We start from the raw sequence: 13,212 nt of genomic DNA, 5'->3' as shown, positions 1-13,212 counted from the left end.
AACGCCGCCGGGCGTCGTCCGGGCCCGCCGCAGGCCGGCCAGGTCTTATGAAACAGGCCCTAGATCTTCTTCCGGTATGCGCGCAGCGCGAGTGGCATGAACAGCACCACGAAGCCGGCGCACCAGGCGAGTGTCCACCACACATGCGAACCGAGCGGGGTGCCGAGGAACAGACCCCGGACCGACGCCACCAGGTGGGTCATCGGGTTGACGTCCACGAACGCCTGCATCCAGCCGGGCAGGGTGTCGGCGCCGACGAACACGTTGGACGCGAAGCTCAGCGGCATGATCAGCGCGAACATGACGCCCTGCACGGCACCCGCGGTACGCACCTTCATCGACACGAGCACCGGCAGCCAGCTCAGGCAGAGCGCGAACAGCACCGCGAGCAGACACCCGGCGATGGCCCGGAACAGGTCGGTCTCGATCCGGAAACCCATCACGTAGCCGATCGCGAGGGTCGACACCGTGACGATCACGTACCGGACGACGTCGCCGAGGACCGCGCCGACAAGTGGTGCGGAGCGGGGAATCGGCAACGACCGGAACCTGTCGAAGATGCCCTTGGAGATGTCGGTGTTGAGGTTGACGCCGATCGCGATGGCACCTGTCGCGATGGTCTGCGCCAGGATGCCGGGCAGCAGGAACTGCAGGTAGTCGTGGGTCGATCCGGCGACCGCGCCGCCGAAGACGTACACGAAGATGACGAGGAACAGCACCGGCTGCAACGTGACGTCGATGAGCGCCTCGGGCGTACGCCAGGTCTTGATGAGGCTGCGCTTGGCGAGCGCCAACGAGTGCCGGACCAGTCGGAACGGTCGCGGCTGCGCGGTAATCGTCGACAGTGCCCGGTTCCGGGTGGGTGGTGCGTCGGTCAGTGTGCTCATGCCGCGACCTCCGTGGGGCGGGTGGTGTCGTCTTCGGACGCCGTACGCCCGGTGAGGGTGAAGAACACCTCGTCCAGGCTCGGCAGGTGCAGGGACAGTTCGGTGACCGCGATGCCGGCCGTGGCGAGACGCGCGACGCTCTCGGTCAGGGCCGCGTCGTCGGTGACCGGCACCGCGAGCACGCCCTTGCGGATCTCGTCGGCCGGCGCGCCGGAGCCGACCTGGGTCAGGATCTCCGCAGTCCGGGGCAGGTGCGCCGGGTCGGACGGCCGGACCTCGAGGGTCTGCCCGCCGACCACCCGCTTGAGCCCTTCGGGTGTGTCGTACGCGATCACCCGGCCGTGGTCGATCACCGTGATCGCGTCGGCGAGCGCGTCGGCCTCCTCCAGGTACTGCGTGGTGAGCAGCACCGTCGAGCCGTTGCCCACCAGTGAGCGGACCACGTCCCACATGTCCTCGCGCTTGGCCGGGTCGAGCCCGGTCGTCGGCTCGTCCAGGAAGATCACGTCGGGCGAGCCGACGAGGCTGGCGGCCAGGTCGAGCCGTCGCCGCATGCCGCCGGAGTAGGTCTTGGCCGGCCGGTTCGCGGCGTCGGTCAGGTCGAACCAGTCGAGCAGCTCGGCAGCCCGCCGCCGGGCGCCGCCGCGCCCCAGCTCCAGCAGGGTGCCGAACAGCTCCAGGTTCTGCCGTCCGGTCAGGTCCTCGTCGACCGAGGCGTACTGGCCGGTCAGTCCGATGCTCTGCCGAACGCGCTCGGCGTCCCGTACCACGTCGAAACCGCCGATCCGGGCGGTTCCGCCGTCCGGGGTCAGCAGGGTGGAGAGGATGCGTACGGCGGTGGTCTTGCCGGCGCCGTTGGGGCCGAGCACCCCGAGCACCGTGCCCCGGGGAACCGCGAGGTCCACGCCCTGCAGCGCCCTCGTCTTCCCGAAGGTCTTGACGAGGCCCTCAGCCTCGATCACCAGGTCAGCTGTCATGCGTACAGCATGCGCGGGCCCGCTGACACCGCCCCGACACGCCACCGACACCGGCTGACACGGTCGAGTCGATCAGCATTGCGCCCCCTCGGCAACATCGAGTGACGTCATACTCCTGCTGAACGTCCACCTGACGGACCCGAACGATGAGGAGTACGCGATGGGCCGCGTTCTGTTGAGCATGAGCGTGTCGTTGGACGGCTTCGCCGCCGGACCCGACGTCACCAAGGAACAACCGATGGGCGCAGGCGGCGAGCGGTTGCACGAGTGGCTGTTCCGGGCTGACGGAGACCGCGCCGTGGCGGCGGACGGCGTCACCCCGGTCGGCGTCGACGCCGCACAGGTACGAGAGGTCCATGCGACGACGGGCGCCGTGGTGATCGGCAAGCGGACGTTCGATGTCGGTGTGGACCTGTGGGAGGACACCCCGTTCCCGGTGCCCTGCTTCGTGGTGACCCATCAGCCGCGCGAACCGTTGACGATGAAGAGCGCCGCCTTCACCTTCGTCGACGACGGCCTGCACAGTGCGCTGCGCCAGGCGCGTCACGCAGCGGGCGACCGCAACGTCCTCATCATGGGCGGGCCCACCACCGCGCAACAGTTCGTCAAGGCCGGGCTGGTGGACGACATCCACATCCAACTCGTACCGGTGTTCCTCGGCACCGGCACGCGCCCGTTCGACCACCTCGGCACCGACCACATCGAGCTCGAACGAACCGCGGTGATCGAATCACCGCACGTCACGCACCTGCGCTTCCACGTACCGCAGTAACCGCCGGACGTCCGCCTGGCCCGCGTACAGACCGGCCGGGCGGGCCACCGTCGTGTGGATCAGGTGACGGCCAAGCGAAGGACCTGCCGGGATCCCCCTTCCGGACCGGGCTCGACGGCCTCGGCAGGAGCGAAACCAAGTCGTTCGTAGAAGACACGTGCGCCGCTGGCGTGGGCCCCCGGGTGATCGGCGCCAAAGCTCACCACCTCCACGGACCCGGGGCCCCGCACGAACCTGCGCAGGGCTTCTGCCATCAGCGCACGACCAACGCCCTTCCCCCGTGAACGCTCGGATACGACAAGCCAGTGAACGTGATGGGTCGGGGCCTTCGCCGCGAACAACACCCCGCCCAGCAGATCGGGCCCTTCGGAAGCAGCAACGATCGCTGTGCACCGACGAATGTGCTTGCGCGCAGCGTCGTGAAAGCCGACATCCTCGACCATCGGGCCGAACCAGCACTCGACCTGGGCCGCCAGGCCAAGGAAGCCATTGAAGTCCTGCTCCTCCGCAAGCCTGACGATCATCCGAGCAGTCTGATTGACGCGGTGAACCCTGCCCGACGGCGTCCTCGGCTCACCACTGCGGCACGGCGCGGCCGTGGGGGCGCGTCGGCTCTCTTGACCACCGATTTACTGCTTTACTATGGTGCTAGGAAAGCAGTAAGGGGCTACCGTGTTCGTCTTCCGGCTCGACACCCACTCCGGCGTGCCGCCGTACCTGCAACTCGTCCAGCAGGTCCGCCAGGCGGTGCTGCTGGGCTTTCTCCAACCCGGTGACCGCCTCCCGCTCATCCGCGAGGTGGTCGAGGACCTGGCAATCAATCCGAACACCGTCGCCAAGGCGTACCGGCAGATGGAGCAGGAGGACCTGGTCACCGGCCGGCCCGGTCAGGGCACGTTCGTCAACGAACAGCAGTCGGCCGTGATGTCGGCATCGACGTACACGTCGCTGCGGCGCGGCCTGGCGACCTGGTTGCGCCGCGCCTACGCGGCCGGCCTCGACGAGCAGGCGGTCGACGCGCTTTTCACCTCCGTCCACCAGCAGACGAGGAATGAGGAAGTGGCGTGACAGCGACCGAGTTCGCGCTGCGCACCAACGGTGTGGGCAAGCGGTACCGGAAGGGCTGGGCGCTGCGCGACTGCACCCTGACCCTGCCGACGGGTGGCGTGATCGCCCTGGTCGGGCCGAACGGCGCGGGCAAGACCACGCTGCTGCGCCTGGCCGTCGGGTTGCTGGCACCGAGCACCGGCACGGTGGAGGTCCTCGGCCACGACGTCACCGCCAGCACCCCGCAAACCCTGTCCCGGGTCGGGTTCCTGGCCCAGGACCACCCGCTGTACAAGCGCTTCACCGTCGCCGAGATGCTCCGCTTCGGTCGGGCCTGCAACCTGCGGTTCGACCAGGGGCTGGCCGAGCGCCGGCTGGCGAAGCTGGGCATCCCGCTCGACCGGAGGGCCGGCACGCTCTCCGGCGGGCAGCAGGCCCAGGTCGCGTTGGCGCTGGCCCTGGCGAAGCGACCGGACCTGCTCGTCCTCGACGAGCCGGTGGCCAGCCTCGACCCGCTGGCCCGGCACGAGTTCCTGCAGGTCCTCATGGGCGCGGTGGCCGAAGACGGGGTGACCGTCCTGTTCTCATCCCACGTCGTGCACGAGCTGGAGCGCGTCTGCGACCACCTGATCGTGCTCAACCGCGGCCGGGTCACGCTCACCGGTGACATCGACACCCTCCTCGCCGAGCACCGGCTGCTCGTCGGCCCGCGCACGGCCACCGACCTCGACCGGGCTGGCACCGTCGTGGAGGCCGTCCACAGCGATCGACACTCGACAGTGCTGGTACGCGACGGCGGGCTCCCGGCCGCGCCCGGGTGGCAGGCCCAGCCGGTCGCGCTGGAGGACCTGGTGCTGGCGTACCTGCGCCGGCCGTCCGAGCCGAACGCCCAGCTCACGTCGGGGGTGGCGGTGTGACGTGGTTGATCTGGCGCCAGCACCGGACCGAGGTCTGCGTCCTGGGTCTGCTTGTCGGCATGTTCGGCATTGCCCTGCTCGTGCTCGGGACGCAGGCCCACGACCTGTTCCCCGGCGGTCCCGCCCGATGTGCGGGAGAGGCCGGGATCACCGAGGACTGCGCGGCCTCCTTCCGCCGGCTCGACGAGGAGTACGGGTACGTCGAGAATCTCCTGGCGGCCTTCTATCTGGTCCCCGTCGTCATCGGTGCGTTCCTCGGTGCGCCGCTGCTCGCGCGCGAACTGGAGGACGGCACCTGGCAGCTCGCCTGGACGCAGGCCGTGCCGCGGATGCGCTGGCTGGCGGCCAAGCTCGCGGCGCTGGCCGGCGTCACCGTCGCGCTCACCGGGATGTTCACCGCGGTGCTCACCTGGTTCCGTCAGCCATTCGACGCGTGGGAAGGGCGGTTCCAGTACGACGCCTTCGACCTGGAGGGACTTGTGCCGGTGGCGTACGCGCTGTTCGCGTTCGGCGTCGCCACCGCCGCCGGGGCGATCCTCCGTCGCAGCCTGCCGGCGTTCGGCGTCGCGTTCGGGGCGTTCCTCGCCGTCCGGATGTCGGTGGCGCTGTTGGCCCGTCCCGCGTACGCCACGCCGCTCACCACCATGGAGCCGGTCCCCGTCGAGGGCTCGAAAGACCAGGCTGGGCACGGGCCGGTGTCCGGCTTTGCTGACTGGGTGATCGAACACGGCTACGCAGACGCCGCCGGGCGCAGGCTGAGCTGGACCGAGTACTACGAGCTGGAGGACGCGGCCAACCGGGCCGGCACCAACCTCAACCAGTTCCTGCACGCGCGGGGCGTCCAGCAGTTCGGGGTCTACCACCCCGCCGACCGGTTCTGGACGTTCCAGCTCATCGAGGCGTCCCTGTTCGTCGCCGTCGCGGCGGTCCTGATCGGTGTGGTGGTGTGGCGGGTACGGCGCCGTATCACCTAGTGCACCTGTTTGCCGCCGGACGGGGCCTCTCCGACTGGCTCGCGCACAGACCGGCCGGGCTCCTCACGAGGAACCCGGCCGGTGCGGTCGACACCTCCGTAGAGCTGTCCGGCTCAGCGGGGGGCGTGCTGCGGCGGGAGCTACGGACGGCGCGACCGCTCTCCACGCGGTGGTCTACCTGCTCACTCCGGCAGACGGCCCCGCGTGGAGACGAAGTGGTACGACATGACGGCGAACCCCGGGTCACGGACCAGCCGCCGGAAGGCGTTCAGTTGGTTCGGCGACAACCCGGCGGCGAGCAGGTTCGGCTCCAACTGGCGGGAGTTCGTCTCGTAGAGCGACGTTCCGGTCGAACCACCGGCCCAGCTCTGCGAGTGGGTGATGGTGTCCACCTCGGTCAGGCCGGCGAGGGCCATCTCGGTGTGCACGTCCTGCGCCCAGCCCAGGTCGGCGCCGTGGTCCTCCAGGACCCCCATCATGGCGTCCATCACCTGCCCGAAGAGCTTCGCGGCGTCGTCACTCGGCGCGGTCAGCACCCGTGGCGTCGCGGTGCAGTCGAACTCCTCGACCACCAGCCACCCGCCGGGAGTCAGCGCGCCGGTGAGCGTACGCAGGACCCGCCGTCGATCGGGGAGGTGCAGCAGCACCAGCCGGGCGTGGATCAGGTCGTACGCGTCCCCGGGTGGCGGTTCGGTCCGGACGTCGTGTCGGCGTACGTGCAGGTTGCCCTCGGCGACCAGGTGCGTGGGGTCGATGTCGGTGGCGAGTACGGACCCGTCGTCGCCGATCGCGCGGGCGATCCGCCGGGCCATCGAACCGCCACCCGCCCCGACCTCCCAGCAGGTCGCACCCGGTCCCAGCACCGGGCGGGCGAGTCGGCGCGTCGTGATCGGGTCCAGGAAGGACTCCAGCGCGTGCATCTGGGGAACGGCTTCCGGTTGGCCGTTGTCGAACGTGTACGTGCCATCGCTCGTAGCGGTTGCCATCGGTGTCTACCTCTCCGAGGGGTCGGGTGACGTGGGGGTGTCGGCCCAGAGCCGAGGGGCCGATCGGTTCGGTGGCGGCGGCATGGGGGCGGCGGCGACGCTCAACATCGCCGCCAGCGGGGCGGGGTCGACGCGGGCCTCGGCCGTCGGTCGGTCGTAGACCACCCGGCCGTACTCCAGCACCGCCACCCGGTCCGCGATCTCGATCGCGTGTTGGAGTTGCTGTTCCACGAGCAGCACGGTCAAGCCGTCGGCGGCGAGGCCGTTGACGAGTTCGCGAACCCGCGCCGCCAGGTCGGGCGACAGGCCCTCACAGGGCTCGTCGAGGAGCAGCACCCGTGGTTGGCCGAGCAGTGCGCGGGCGATGGCGAGCATCTGCTGCTCACCGCCGGACAGTTCGCAGCCGCGGTGTCGCAGCCGTGCTGCCAACCTCGGCAGCAGGTCGAGGGTTCGGGCCACCGTCCAGCCCTCGCCGCCGGAGGTGGGGGCCCGCCACGGCGCGGCCGCCAGGTGCAGGTGCTCGGCCACCGTCAACCGGGAGAAGACCCGTCGACCCTGCGGAACGAGACCGACGCCGGACTGGGCGATGCGGTGCGGTTGCCGGCCGGCGAGGTGCACCCCGCCGATCTCGATGCGGCCACTGGAGGCGCGCACCAGCCCGGCGATGGTGTGCACGAGAGTGCTCTTGCCCGCGCCGTTGCGACCCACCACGGCCTGGATGCTGCCGGGGCGTACCCGCAGGCTGACCTCGTGCAGCACGATCCCTCCGGCGTAGCCGGCGCACAGACGATCCACGGACAACATCAGGCCATCCCGTCGGCGTAGGCCTGCCGCACCAGCGGCGAGGTTCGGATCTCGTCCGGCGTTCCGGCGGCCAGGGTCCGACCGTCGCGCAGCACGGTGACCGTGTCGGAGAGGGCGTACACCAGGTCCAGTCGATGTTCGACCAGGAGGACGGCGACCGCCCTGGGCAGCGTCCGCAGCACCTCGGCCAGGCGGCCGACCTCGATGGCGGACAGTCCGGCGGCCGGTTCGTCGAGGAGCAGCAGGCGGGGGCGACCGGCAAGGGCCATCGCGATCTCCAACTGGCGTCGTTGCCCGTGTGCGAGGTGCCCGGCGGGCACCGCCGCGACGTCGGCGAGGCCCATCTGGTCCAACAGCGTGCCCGCCCTGTGGTGCGCGATGCGGCGACGTCCGCCGGGCCACCATCTGCGCCGTGGAATGACCCGCGGCAACGCCGCGACCACGATGTTCTCCGTCGCGGTCAACGTTGGGAAGACCGCGGGACGTTGGTGGATGCGGTTGATGCCCCGGCGGGCGCGGGCCGCCGGTCCCAACTGGCCGACGTTGCGCCCGTCGAAGCTCACCGTGCCGCGCTGCGGTCTCGTGGACCCGCCGATCACGTTGAGCAGGGTCGTCTTGCCGGCGCCGTTCGGGCCGATCAACGCGTGCCGCTGGCCGTCGTGGACGCACAGGTCAACGCTGTCGAGCGCGGCGAGCGAGCCGTACCGCACCGTGACGCCCTGGGCTTCGAGCAGGCCGGTCATCGGTGCGACTCCGCGACGGCGGCCTGCTCAGGAGCAGCGGGCTGGTGTGACGGGGCCTCCGGCGGGCGCAGCCGGCTCCGGGCCCGGTTCACGCCGGTGGGCAGCAGGTAGACCGTGGCCACGAACAGCAGGCCCAGCACCAGCGGCGCATGCCCGGGCAGTAGCCCGAACAACCAGTCCCGGGCGGCGATGACCAGCGCCGCGCCGACCAGGGCGCCGCCCACCGAGGCGGTGCCACCGATGACGACTCCGAGCAGCAGCAGCGCGGACGTGTCGAAGCCGAAGTCGGCGGGGGAGATGTACTGCTGGGCGACGACCAGGAGCGAGCCGGCGGCACCGGCGATCGCCCCGGCGGCGATGTGCGCGCCGGACAGGTACAGGGGCACGCGGTGCCCGCTGGCCCGCAGCCGTGCCTCGTCGTCGCGGCCGGCCCGCAGCAGCAGCCCGGCCCGGGTACGCAGCAGCAACAGCACCGCGCCGACCAGCGTGGCCGTGACGACCAGGGCGTACAGGTAGCGGGACTGGTCGTTGGCGAGGGTCGGGAGCCCCCAGAAGGGGCGGACCGCGGCGATGCCGGCCAACCCGTCCGTGCCACCGGTCACCGACCGCCAGCGGCCGAGGACGACGACGGCGAGTTCGCCGATCGCCAGCGTGATCATCAGGACGACCACCCCTCGGGCGTGTACGACCAGCGGCACGGTGAGCGCGGCCAGCACCGCCCCGGCGCCCGCCGCGACGGCGAGCTGCACGACGCCGACGTCGGAGACCCGGCTGCCGACCACGGCACACGCGTAGGCACCTGCGGCGTACGGAGCGGTCTGGCCGAGGGTCGGCAGGCCGGCGACACCGGTGAGCAGGGCCACGCTCACCCCCACCAGGGCCAGCGCCAGCGTCCGGGCGAGGATCGCCGTGGTGTAGTCGTCGACCACCAAGGGTGCCACGACCAGGCCGGCCAGGACCAGTGCGGCGATGGCGCCTCGTGCCCGCCGGATGACCTCGTCCCTCACGTCGTCCTCCACCTGCTGGCCAGGCCGCGTGCGCGCACGGCCAGCACCGCGGCCATGGCGGCGAACAGCAGGAACGGCGCGGCGGACGGCAGCAGCGCCACCCCCAGCGTCTGGATCTCGCCGATCGCGAGCGCGGCCAGCAGGGTGCCTCCCATGGACCCGAGGCCGCCGAGGACGACGACGACCAGGGACAACAGCAGCACGGTGTCGGCGGTGTCCGTGCCGGGGCCGATGATGGGCGCGCCCAGGACCCCGGCCGCGCCGGCCAGCGCGCCGGCGGCGGCGAGCACGCCGGCGCGGATCCGCGCCGGGCTCACCCCCAGACAGGCGACCATCTCCGCGTCGTCGACGGCCGCGCGGACCAGCATCCCGGCCCTGGTGCGACGCACCACGAGGTAGAGCGCGGCGGCGATCACCGCGGCGACGACGATGAAGACCAGCCGGTACGCGGCGTAGCGGTGACCGGCGACCACCACCGAGCCCTCCAGGGCGGCGGGCACCTTGACCTGTGGGTCGTCGGGGCCGAAGCCGGCGACGAGCAGGCTGCCGCCGGCCAACGCCACGCCGAACGTCAGCAGTGCCTGACCCAGGTGGTTGCCGGCGGCGACCGGCGCGAGCAGGCCGGCGAGGAGCACCCCCGCCGCGGCGGCGGCCAGCACACCAACCCCCAGCGCCAACGCCAGACTTGCCCAGCCGCCGTCGAGCAGCGCCGCGGCGGTGTAACCGCCGATCGCGTAGAGCATGCCGTGCGCCAGGTTGAGGATGTTGGCGACGCCGAAACAGAAGACCAGGCCCGACGCGGCGACGAACACGAGCAGCCCGTAGGCGACTCCGTCCAGCGCCGGTATCAGGTACGGGTCGATCCGGTTCGTGCCGGCCGCCACCGCCATCACCGGCCGACGGTCGCGAGGTCACCCACGACGGTGTTGGACAGCGCCCGGCCGTCCTGGCGGACCTGCCGCAGGTACCACTTCTGCACGGGTGAGTGCGTGCTGGTGGAGAACTGCCAGGTGCCGCGCGGGCTGGCGATCTGGCCGAGCTGACCGATGGCCGTGTTGATGGCCTCCGGGGTCGGGTCGTTTCCGGCGGCGCCGATCGCCCGGTCCAGCACCGCCGCCGCGTCGTACGAGGCGAGCGCGTAGGTCGTCGGCGAACCGTCGTGCTTGGCCTTCCACGCCGCCACGAAGGCGCGGTTCTCGGCGTTGTCGAGGTCGGGCGAGTAGTTGAGCACCGAATAGATGCCTCGGGCCGCGTCGCCCTGCGCGTTGAGCACACCGCCCTCGGTGAGGAACCCGGCCGCGTACAGCGGGATGTCCTTGATCTCGGACTGCGCGTACTGCTTGACGAAGTCGACGGCGGCGCTGCCGGCGTAGAACGTGAAGACGGCCGCCGCGCCGGAGGCCTTGATGCGGGCGAAGTACGGGGTGAAGTTGGTGGTCGCCGGGAACGGGGTGAAGGTCGTCTTGCCGTCGGCGTTCGCGAGCTTCCCGCCGATCTTGCCGAAGGCGTCGGTGAACCCCCGCAGCTCGTCCCAGCCGCCCTGGTAGTCCGGGCCGATCGCGTACACCGATCCCTTCACGTTGTCCCGGACGTGCTGGGCGATCGCCGCTCCGGGCTCGTCCGACAGGTACGAGGTGTGCCAGACGCGGGAGACGTCCTTGAGTTCCGGCCGCCCGTTCGAGCCGACGAGGGGCACCTTGGTCTCCTCCAGCAGGGGGACGACCCCGGCGACCGAGCCGCCGCCGACGATGCCGGTGAGCGCGGACACCCGGTCCTGCTTGAGGAGTTTCGTCGCCGCCGGCACCGCGGTCTGGGCGCCGTTGCCCTCGTCAGCGACGACCAGGTCGACCTGTCGGCCGCCGAGCTTGCCGTCGTGGGTCTCGAGGTAGAGCTGGAAACCGTCGCGGATCTCCGTACCGACGGCCTGGTACGTCCCGGACAGGGACGCGAGCAGGCCGATCTTTATCGAGCCGCCAGCGCTCGTGCCCGGCGCGTCGTCGCCGCAGGCCGCGCTGCCGGTCAGGACGACCGCGAGCAGTGCGGCGGTGAGGGCACGGCTGCGCCGAGGGGTGGTGAGAGGCATGTCTTTCTCCAGAGGAAGGGAGGGGTCTCCGGCGTGGGGGCGCCGGGATTGTCAGCGGCTGCGGGCGAGTGCCGCCCGGGCCGCGGGGGTGAGGGCGTCGCCGATGCGATTGGCCAGCTCGGTCATCTCGTAGGAGACCTTGCCGACGTCGCACTCGGGCGCGGCGAGCACCAGCAGCGAGGCACCGTCGTTGAAGGCCATCGAGAACATGAATCCGCCCTCGAGCTGCGTGACGTTGGAGATCACCGCGCCGGCGTCGAAGAAGGCCGCCGCCCCGCGCAGCAGGCTGACGAGCCCGCTACCCGTCGCGGCCAACTGGTCGGCCCGGTCCGGCGGCAGGTCGCGGGTGGCGGCCACCATCAGGCCGTCACTGGAGATGGCGATCGCATGGCTGACCTCGCTGGCGCGCGCCGCAAAGTTGTCCAGCAGCCAGCCGAGATCCTGTTGGTCGCTCACGTGCTCTCCTGTCGCGTCATTTGTTGCCGAGGTTGATCGGGGTGCGCCGGCGGTTCGCCACACCCCGCGCGTACGCGGCCATCGCCGTCGCCACCTGGGCCGGGTCGCGGTACTCGGATCTCTGCTGCTGGGGGACGGTCACGCCACCGGGCACGAGATGCCGCTGCGGCTGGCGTTTGGGCAGGCCGGAGGTGGTGGTCGTGGTGACGTCGGGGGTGGTCGCCTGGGCGGCGGTGCGCCAGGCGTCGTCGGCGGGGCTGGACCACTCCCGGGTCTCGTGGCCGTCGACGACGTCGCTCTGGAACCAGTGGTTGACCTGCTCGAAGATGAGAAGCTCCTCGGTGGGCGCGTCACCCCGGTCCGGGGGCGGGGGTGACGCTCGGAACACCGGGGCCGCGGGCAGGGTCCGTTCGGCCGGTGGGTGCCCGGCGGTGGGCTCGGGGCGCGGCTGGTACGGCGGTGGAGCGCTGGTCGTGCGGGCCGCCCTCCGGGAGAGCCGTCCGGGGGCGAGCAGGTACTCCTCCGGCGGCAGCGACCGGATGATCGCCGCGGGAAGCGTCGCCTCGGCGAGGGTGCCGCGTCGTGGGCCGCGTCGAAGTTGGACGGTGGCACCCAGGCGTTGTGCGAGTTGACCCACGACGACCAGCCCCATCGCCCGGACGGCGGCTACGTCGATGGCCGGTGGACGGGCCAACAGCTCGTTGAGCTGCTGCATCCGCTGGGGCGACAGCCCCACGCCCTCGTCGCTGATCTGGATGATGACGCGGTCGCCCAGGCTCCGGCCGCTCACCCAGGTCTCACTGCCCGGCGGTGAGTACGTCGTCGCGTTGTCCATGAGTTCGGCGAGCAGGTGCACGACCTCGTCGACGGTCTTCGCCGCCACGGCGACGTCCCCGTCGATCATGCCGAGCCGGATCCGCGCGTAGTGCTCGATCTGGGACAGCGCCGCCTGGAGCACCTGTTGCAGGGGGACGTCGCGCTGGCGTACGCGGCCGACGCCGACGCCGCCGAGCACCAGCAGGCTCGCGTTGATCCGTCCCATCCGGGTCGCCAGGTTGTCCAGCGTGTACAGCTGGTGGAGCCGGTCGGGGTCGGTCTCGTCCCGTTCGACCAGGTCGACCTGTGCCAGGACGGCATCGACGAGCCGTTGTTCACGGCGGCTCAGGTGGATGAAGATGTCGGCGGTGTTGGCGCGCATGACGGCCTGCTCGGCGGCGGTCCGTACGGCGGCCTGGTGGACGGCGCTGAACGCCTGGCCCAGTTCGCCGATCTCGTCGTCGCTGGACGGTTCGAGGGCGGCGGTGGACTGCTGGTGGGCCAGCTTGTCCGGGTCGACGGCGGCGCTGCCCGGTTGCTGGAGCTGGGCCACCACAGCGGGGAGCTGTTCGAACGCGACAGCGTTCGCTGCGTCCCGCAGGCGACGCAGGCGCCGGGTGATCTGTCGGGCGACGACCCAGGTCACCAGCGCGGTGCCGACCGGGCGTACCGGCCGTTCGCCGCGGACGCCACCGGCTACGTGCCCGGCGAGGGCGGGGCCATCCTGGTGCTGGAGGACGAGG

General features: G+C 71.3%; 15 protein-coding genes. 4 read left to right on the top strand and 11 right to left on the bottom strand.

Translation table 11 applies throughout. The annotated features are described in order from the left end of the window. Nucleotides 1-59 precede the first annotated feature (59 nt). Together ACWCO3_RS21800 and ACWCO3_RS21795 are read right to left on the bottom strand one after the other, a co-directional pair. Nucleotides 60-887: an ABC transporter permease gene (locus tag ACWCO3_RS21800; protein WP_145782934.1), complete on the bottom strand. Its 828-nt coding sequence runs from the start codon at nt 885-887 to the stop codon at nt 60-62. Then, entirely contained in the window at nt 884-1,864 is a 981-nt protein-coding gene (locus ACWCO3_RS21795) for an ATP-binding cassette domain-containing protein (protein WP_358053741.1), read from the bottom strand. The genes ACWCO3_RS21800 and ACWCO3_RS21795 overlap by 4 nt, the downstream gene beginning before the upstream one ends. Before the next feature lie 160 nt (nt 1,865-2,024). Here ACWCO3_RS21795 and ACWCO3_RS21790 point away from each other — a divergent pair, with 160 nt between their 5' ends. Beyond that, nucleotides 2,025-2,636 carry a dihydrofolate reductase family protein gene (locus ACWCO3_RS21790; RefSeq protein WP_450011700.1) on the top strand — a complete coding sequence of 204 codons (612 nt, stop codon included), beginning with the start codon at nt 2,025-2,027 and terminating at the stop codon, nt 2,634-2,636. A gap of 59 nt (nt 2,637-2,695) precedes the next feature. Here the strand turns inward: ACWCO3_RS21790 and ACWCO3_RS21785 are convergent, their stop codons facing one another. After that, complete coding sequence (locus ACWCO3_RS21785) at nt 2,696-3,160, bottom strand: GNAT family N-acetyltransferase (protein ID WP_450011698.1); 465 nt, start codon at nt 3,158-3,160, stop codon at nt 2,696-2,698. A gap of 148 nt (nt 3,161-3,308) precedes the next feature. Between ACWCO3_RS21785 and ACWCO3_RS21780 the strand changes: the two genes are divergently transcribed. Genes ACWCO3_RS21780 through ACWCO3_RS21770 form a run of 3 tightly spaced genes read left to right on the top strand, consistent with a single transcriptional unit; the run spans nt 3,309 to nt 5,574 of the window. Continuing rightward, nucleotides 3,309-3,704 (top strand): GntR family transcriptional regulator, encoded by a 396-nt coding sequence (locus ACWCO3_RS21780; RefSeq protein ID WP_145782927.1) that lies wholly within the window; start codon nt 3,309-3,311, stop codon nt 3,702-3,704. Beyond that, nucleotides 3,701-4,600 (top strand): ABC transporter ATP-binding protein, encoded by a 900-nt coding sequence (locus ACWCO3_RS21775; RefSeq protein WP_450011696.1) that lies wholly within the window; start codon nt 3,701-3,703, stop codon nt 4,598-4,600. The genes ACWCO3_RS21780 and ACWCO3_RS21775 overlap by 4 nt, the downstream gene beginning before the upstream one ends. Beyond that, entirely contained in the window at nt 4,597-5,574 is a 978-nt protein-coding gene (locus ACWCO3_RS21770; protein ID WP_450011694.1) for an ABC transporter permease subunit, read from the top strand. Before ACWCO3_RS21775 ends, ACWCO3_RS21770 begins: the two co-directional genes overlap by 4 nt. A gap of 182 nt (nt 5,575-5,756) precedes the next feature. On the opposite strand, the gene ACWCO3_RS21765 is transcribed toward ACWCO3_RS21770, so the two are convergent. From ACWCO3_RS21765 to ACWCO3_RS21730, 8 genes are all read right to left on the bottom strand, one after another. Next, nucleotides 5,757-6,560, bottom strand: a complete 804-nt coding sequence (locus ACWCO3_RS21765; protein WP_450011692.1) for a methyltransferase — start codon at nt 6,558-6,560, stop codon at nt 5,757-5,759. Between the two features lie 6 nt (nt 6,561-6,566). Next, nucleotides 6,567-7,364, bottom strand: a complete 798-nt coding sequence (locus ACWCO3_RS21760; protein ID WP_358166679.1) for an ABC transporter ATP-binding protein — start codon at nt 7,362-7,364, stop codon at nt 6,567-6,569. Beyond that, entirely contained in the window at nt 7,364-8,107 is a 744-nt protein-coding gene (locus ACWCO3_RS21755) for an ABC transporter ATP-binding protein (protein ID WP_358166682.1), read from the bottom strand. The genes ACWCO3_RS21760 and ACWCO3_RS21755 overlap by 1 nt, the downstream gene beginning before the upstream one ends. Beyond that, complete coding sequence (locus tag ACWCO3_RS21750) at nt 8,104-9,114, bottom strand: branched-chain amino acid ABC transporter permease (protein WP_358166685.1); 1,011 nt, start codon at nt 9,112-9,114, stop codon at nt 8,104-8,106. The genes ACWCO3_RS21755 and ACWCO3_RS21750 overlap by 4 nt, the downstream gene beginning before the upstream one ends. Beyond that, on the bottom strand, nt 9,111-10,004 hold the full coding sequence (locus tag ACWCO3_RS21745; protein WP_354889401.1) for a branched-chain amino acid ABC transporter permease: 894 nt from the start codon (nt 10,002-10,004) through the stop codon (nt 9,111-9,113). The genes ACWCO3_RS21750 and ACWCO3_RS21745 overlap by 4 nt, the downstream gene beginning before the upstream one ends. Continuing rightward, nucleotides 10,004-11,197 carry an ABC transporter substrate-binding protein gene (locus ACWCO3_RS21740; RefSeq protein WP_355026244.1) on the bottom strand — a complete coding sequence of 398 codons (1,194 nt, stop codon included), beginning with the start codon at nt 11,195-11,197 and terminating at the stop codon, nt 10,004-10,006. Before ACWCO3_RS21740 ends, ACWCO3_RS21745 begins: the two co-directional genes overlap by 1 nt. Before the next feature lie 51 nt (nt 11,198-11,248). Next, entirely contained in the window at nt 11,249-11,653 is a 405-nt protein-coding gene (locus ACWCO3_RS21735) for a roadblock/LC7 domain-containing protein (protein WP_088989969.1), read from the bottom strand. A gap of 16 nt (nt 11,654-11,669) precedes the next feature. Continuing rightward, the coding region (locus ACWCO3_RS21730) for a sensor histidine kinase (RefSeq protein WP_450011689.1) at nt 11,670-13,212 on the bottom strand (1,543 nt) is incomplete at its 5' end.

The organism is Micromonospora sp. NPDC002411 (genome assembly GCF_053592955.1).
The sequence above is the reverse complement of the archived record's forward strand: the minus strand, read 5'-3'. Positions and strand labels throughout refer to the sequence as shown.

Bases quoted from the DNA above. Each gene is read 5' to 3' on its own strand.
- ACWCO3_RS21800 (WP_145782934.1), bottom strand. From the start codon at position 887: ATGAGCACACTGACCGACGCACCACCCACCCGGAACCGGGCACTGTCG.
- ACWCO3_RS21795 (WP_358053741.1), bottom strand. From the start codon at position 1,864: ATGACAGCTGACCTGGTGATCGAGGCTGAGGGCCTCGTCAAGACCTTC.
- ACWCO3_RS21790 (WP_450011700.1), top strand. From the start codon at position 2,025: ATGGGCCGCGTTCTGTTGAGCATGAGCGTGTCGTTGGACGGCTTCGCC.
- ACWCO3_RS21785 (WP_450011698.1), bottom strand. From the start codon at position 3,160: ATGATCGTCAGGCTTGCGGAGGAGCAGGACTTCAATGGCTTCCTTGGC.
- ACWCO3_RS21765 (WP_450011692.1), bottom strand. From the start codon at position 6,560: ATGGCAACCGCTACGAGCGATGGCACGTACACGTTCGACAACGGCCAA.
- ACWCO3_RS21760 (WP_358166679.1), bottom strand. From the start codon at position 7,364: ATGTTGTCCGTGGATCGTCTGTGCGCCGGCTACGCCGGAGGGATCGTG.
- ACWCO3_RS21755 (WP_358166682.1), bottom strand. From the start codon at position 8,107: ATGACCGGCCTGCTCGAAGCCCAGGGCGTCACGGTGCGGTACGGCTCG.
- ACWCO3_RS21745 (WP_354889401.1), bottom strand. From the start codon at position 10,004: ATGGCGGTGGCGGCCGGCACGAACCGGATCGACCCGTACCTGATACCG.
- ACWCO3_RS21740 (WP_355026244.1), bottom strand. From the start codon at position 11,197: ATGCCTCTCACCACCCCTCGGCGCAGCCGTGCCCTCACCGCCGCACTG.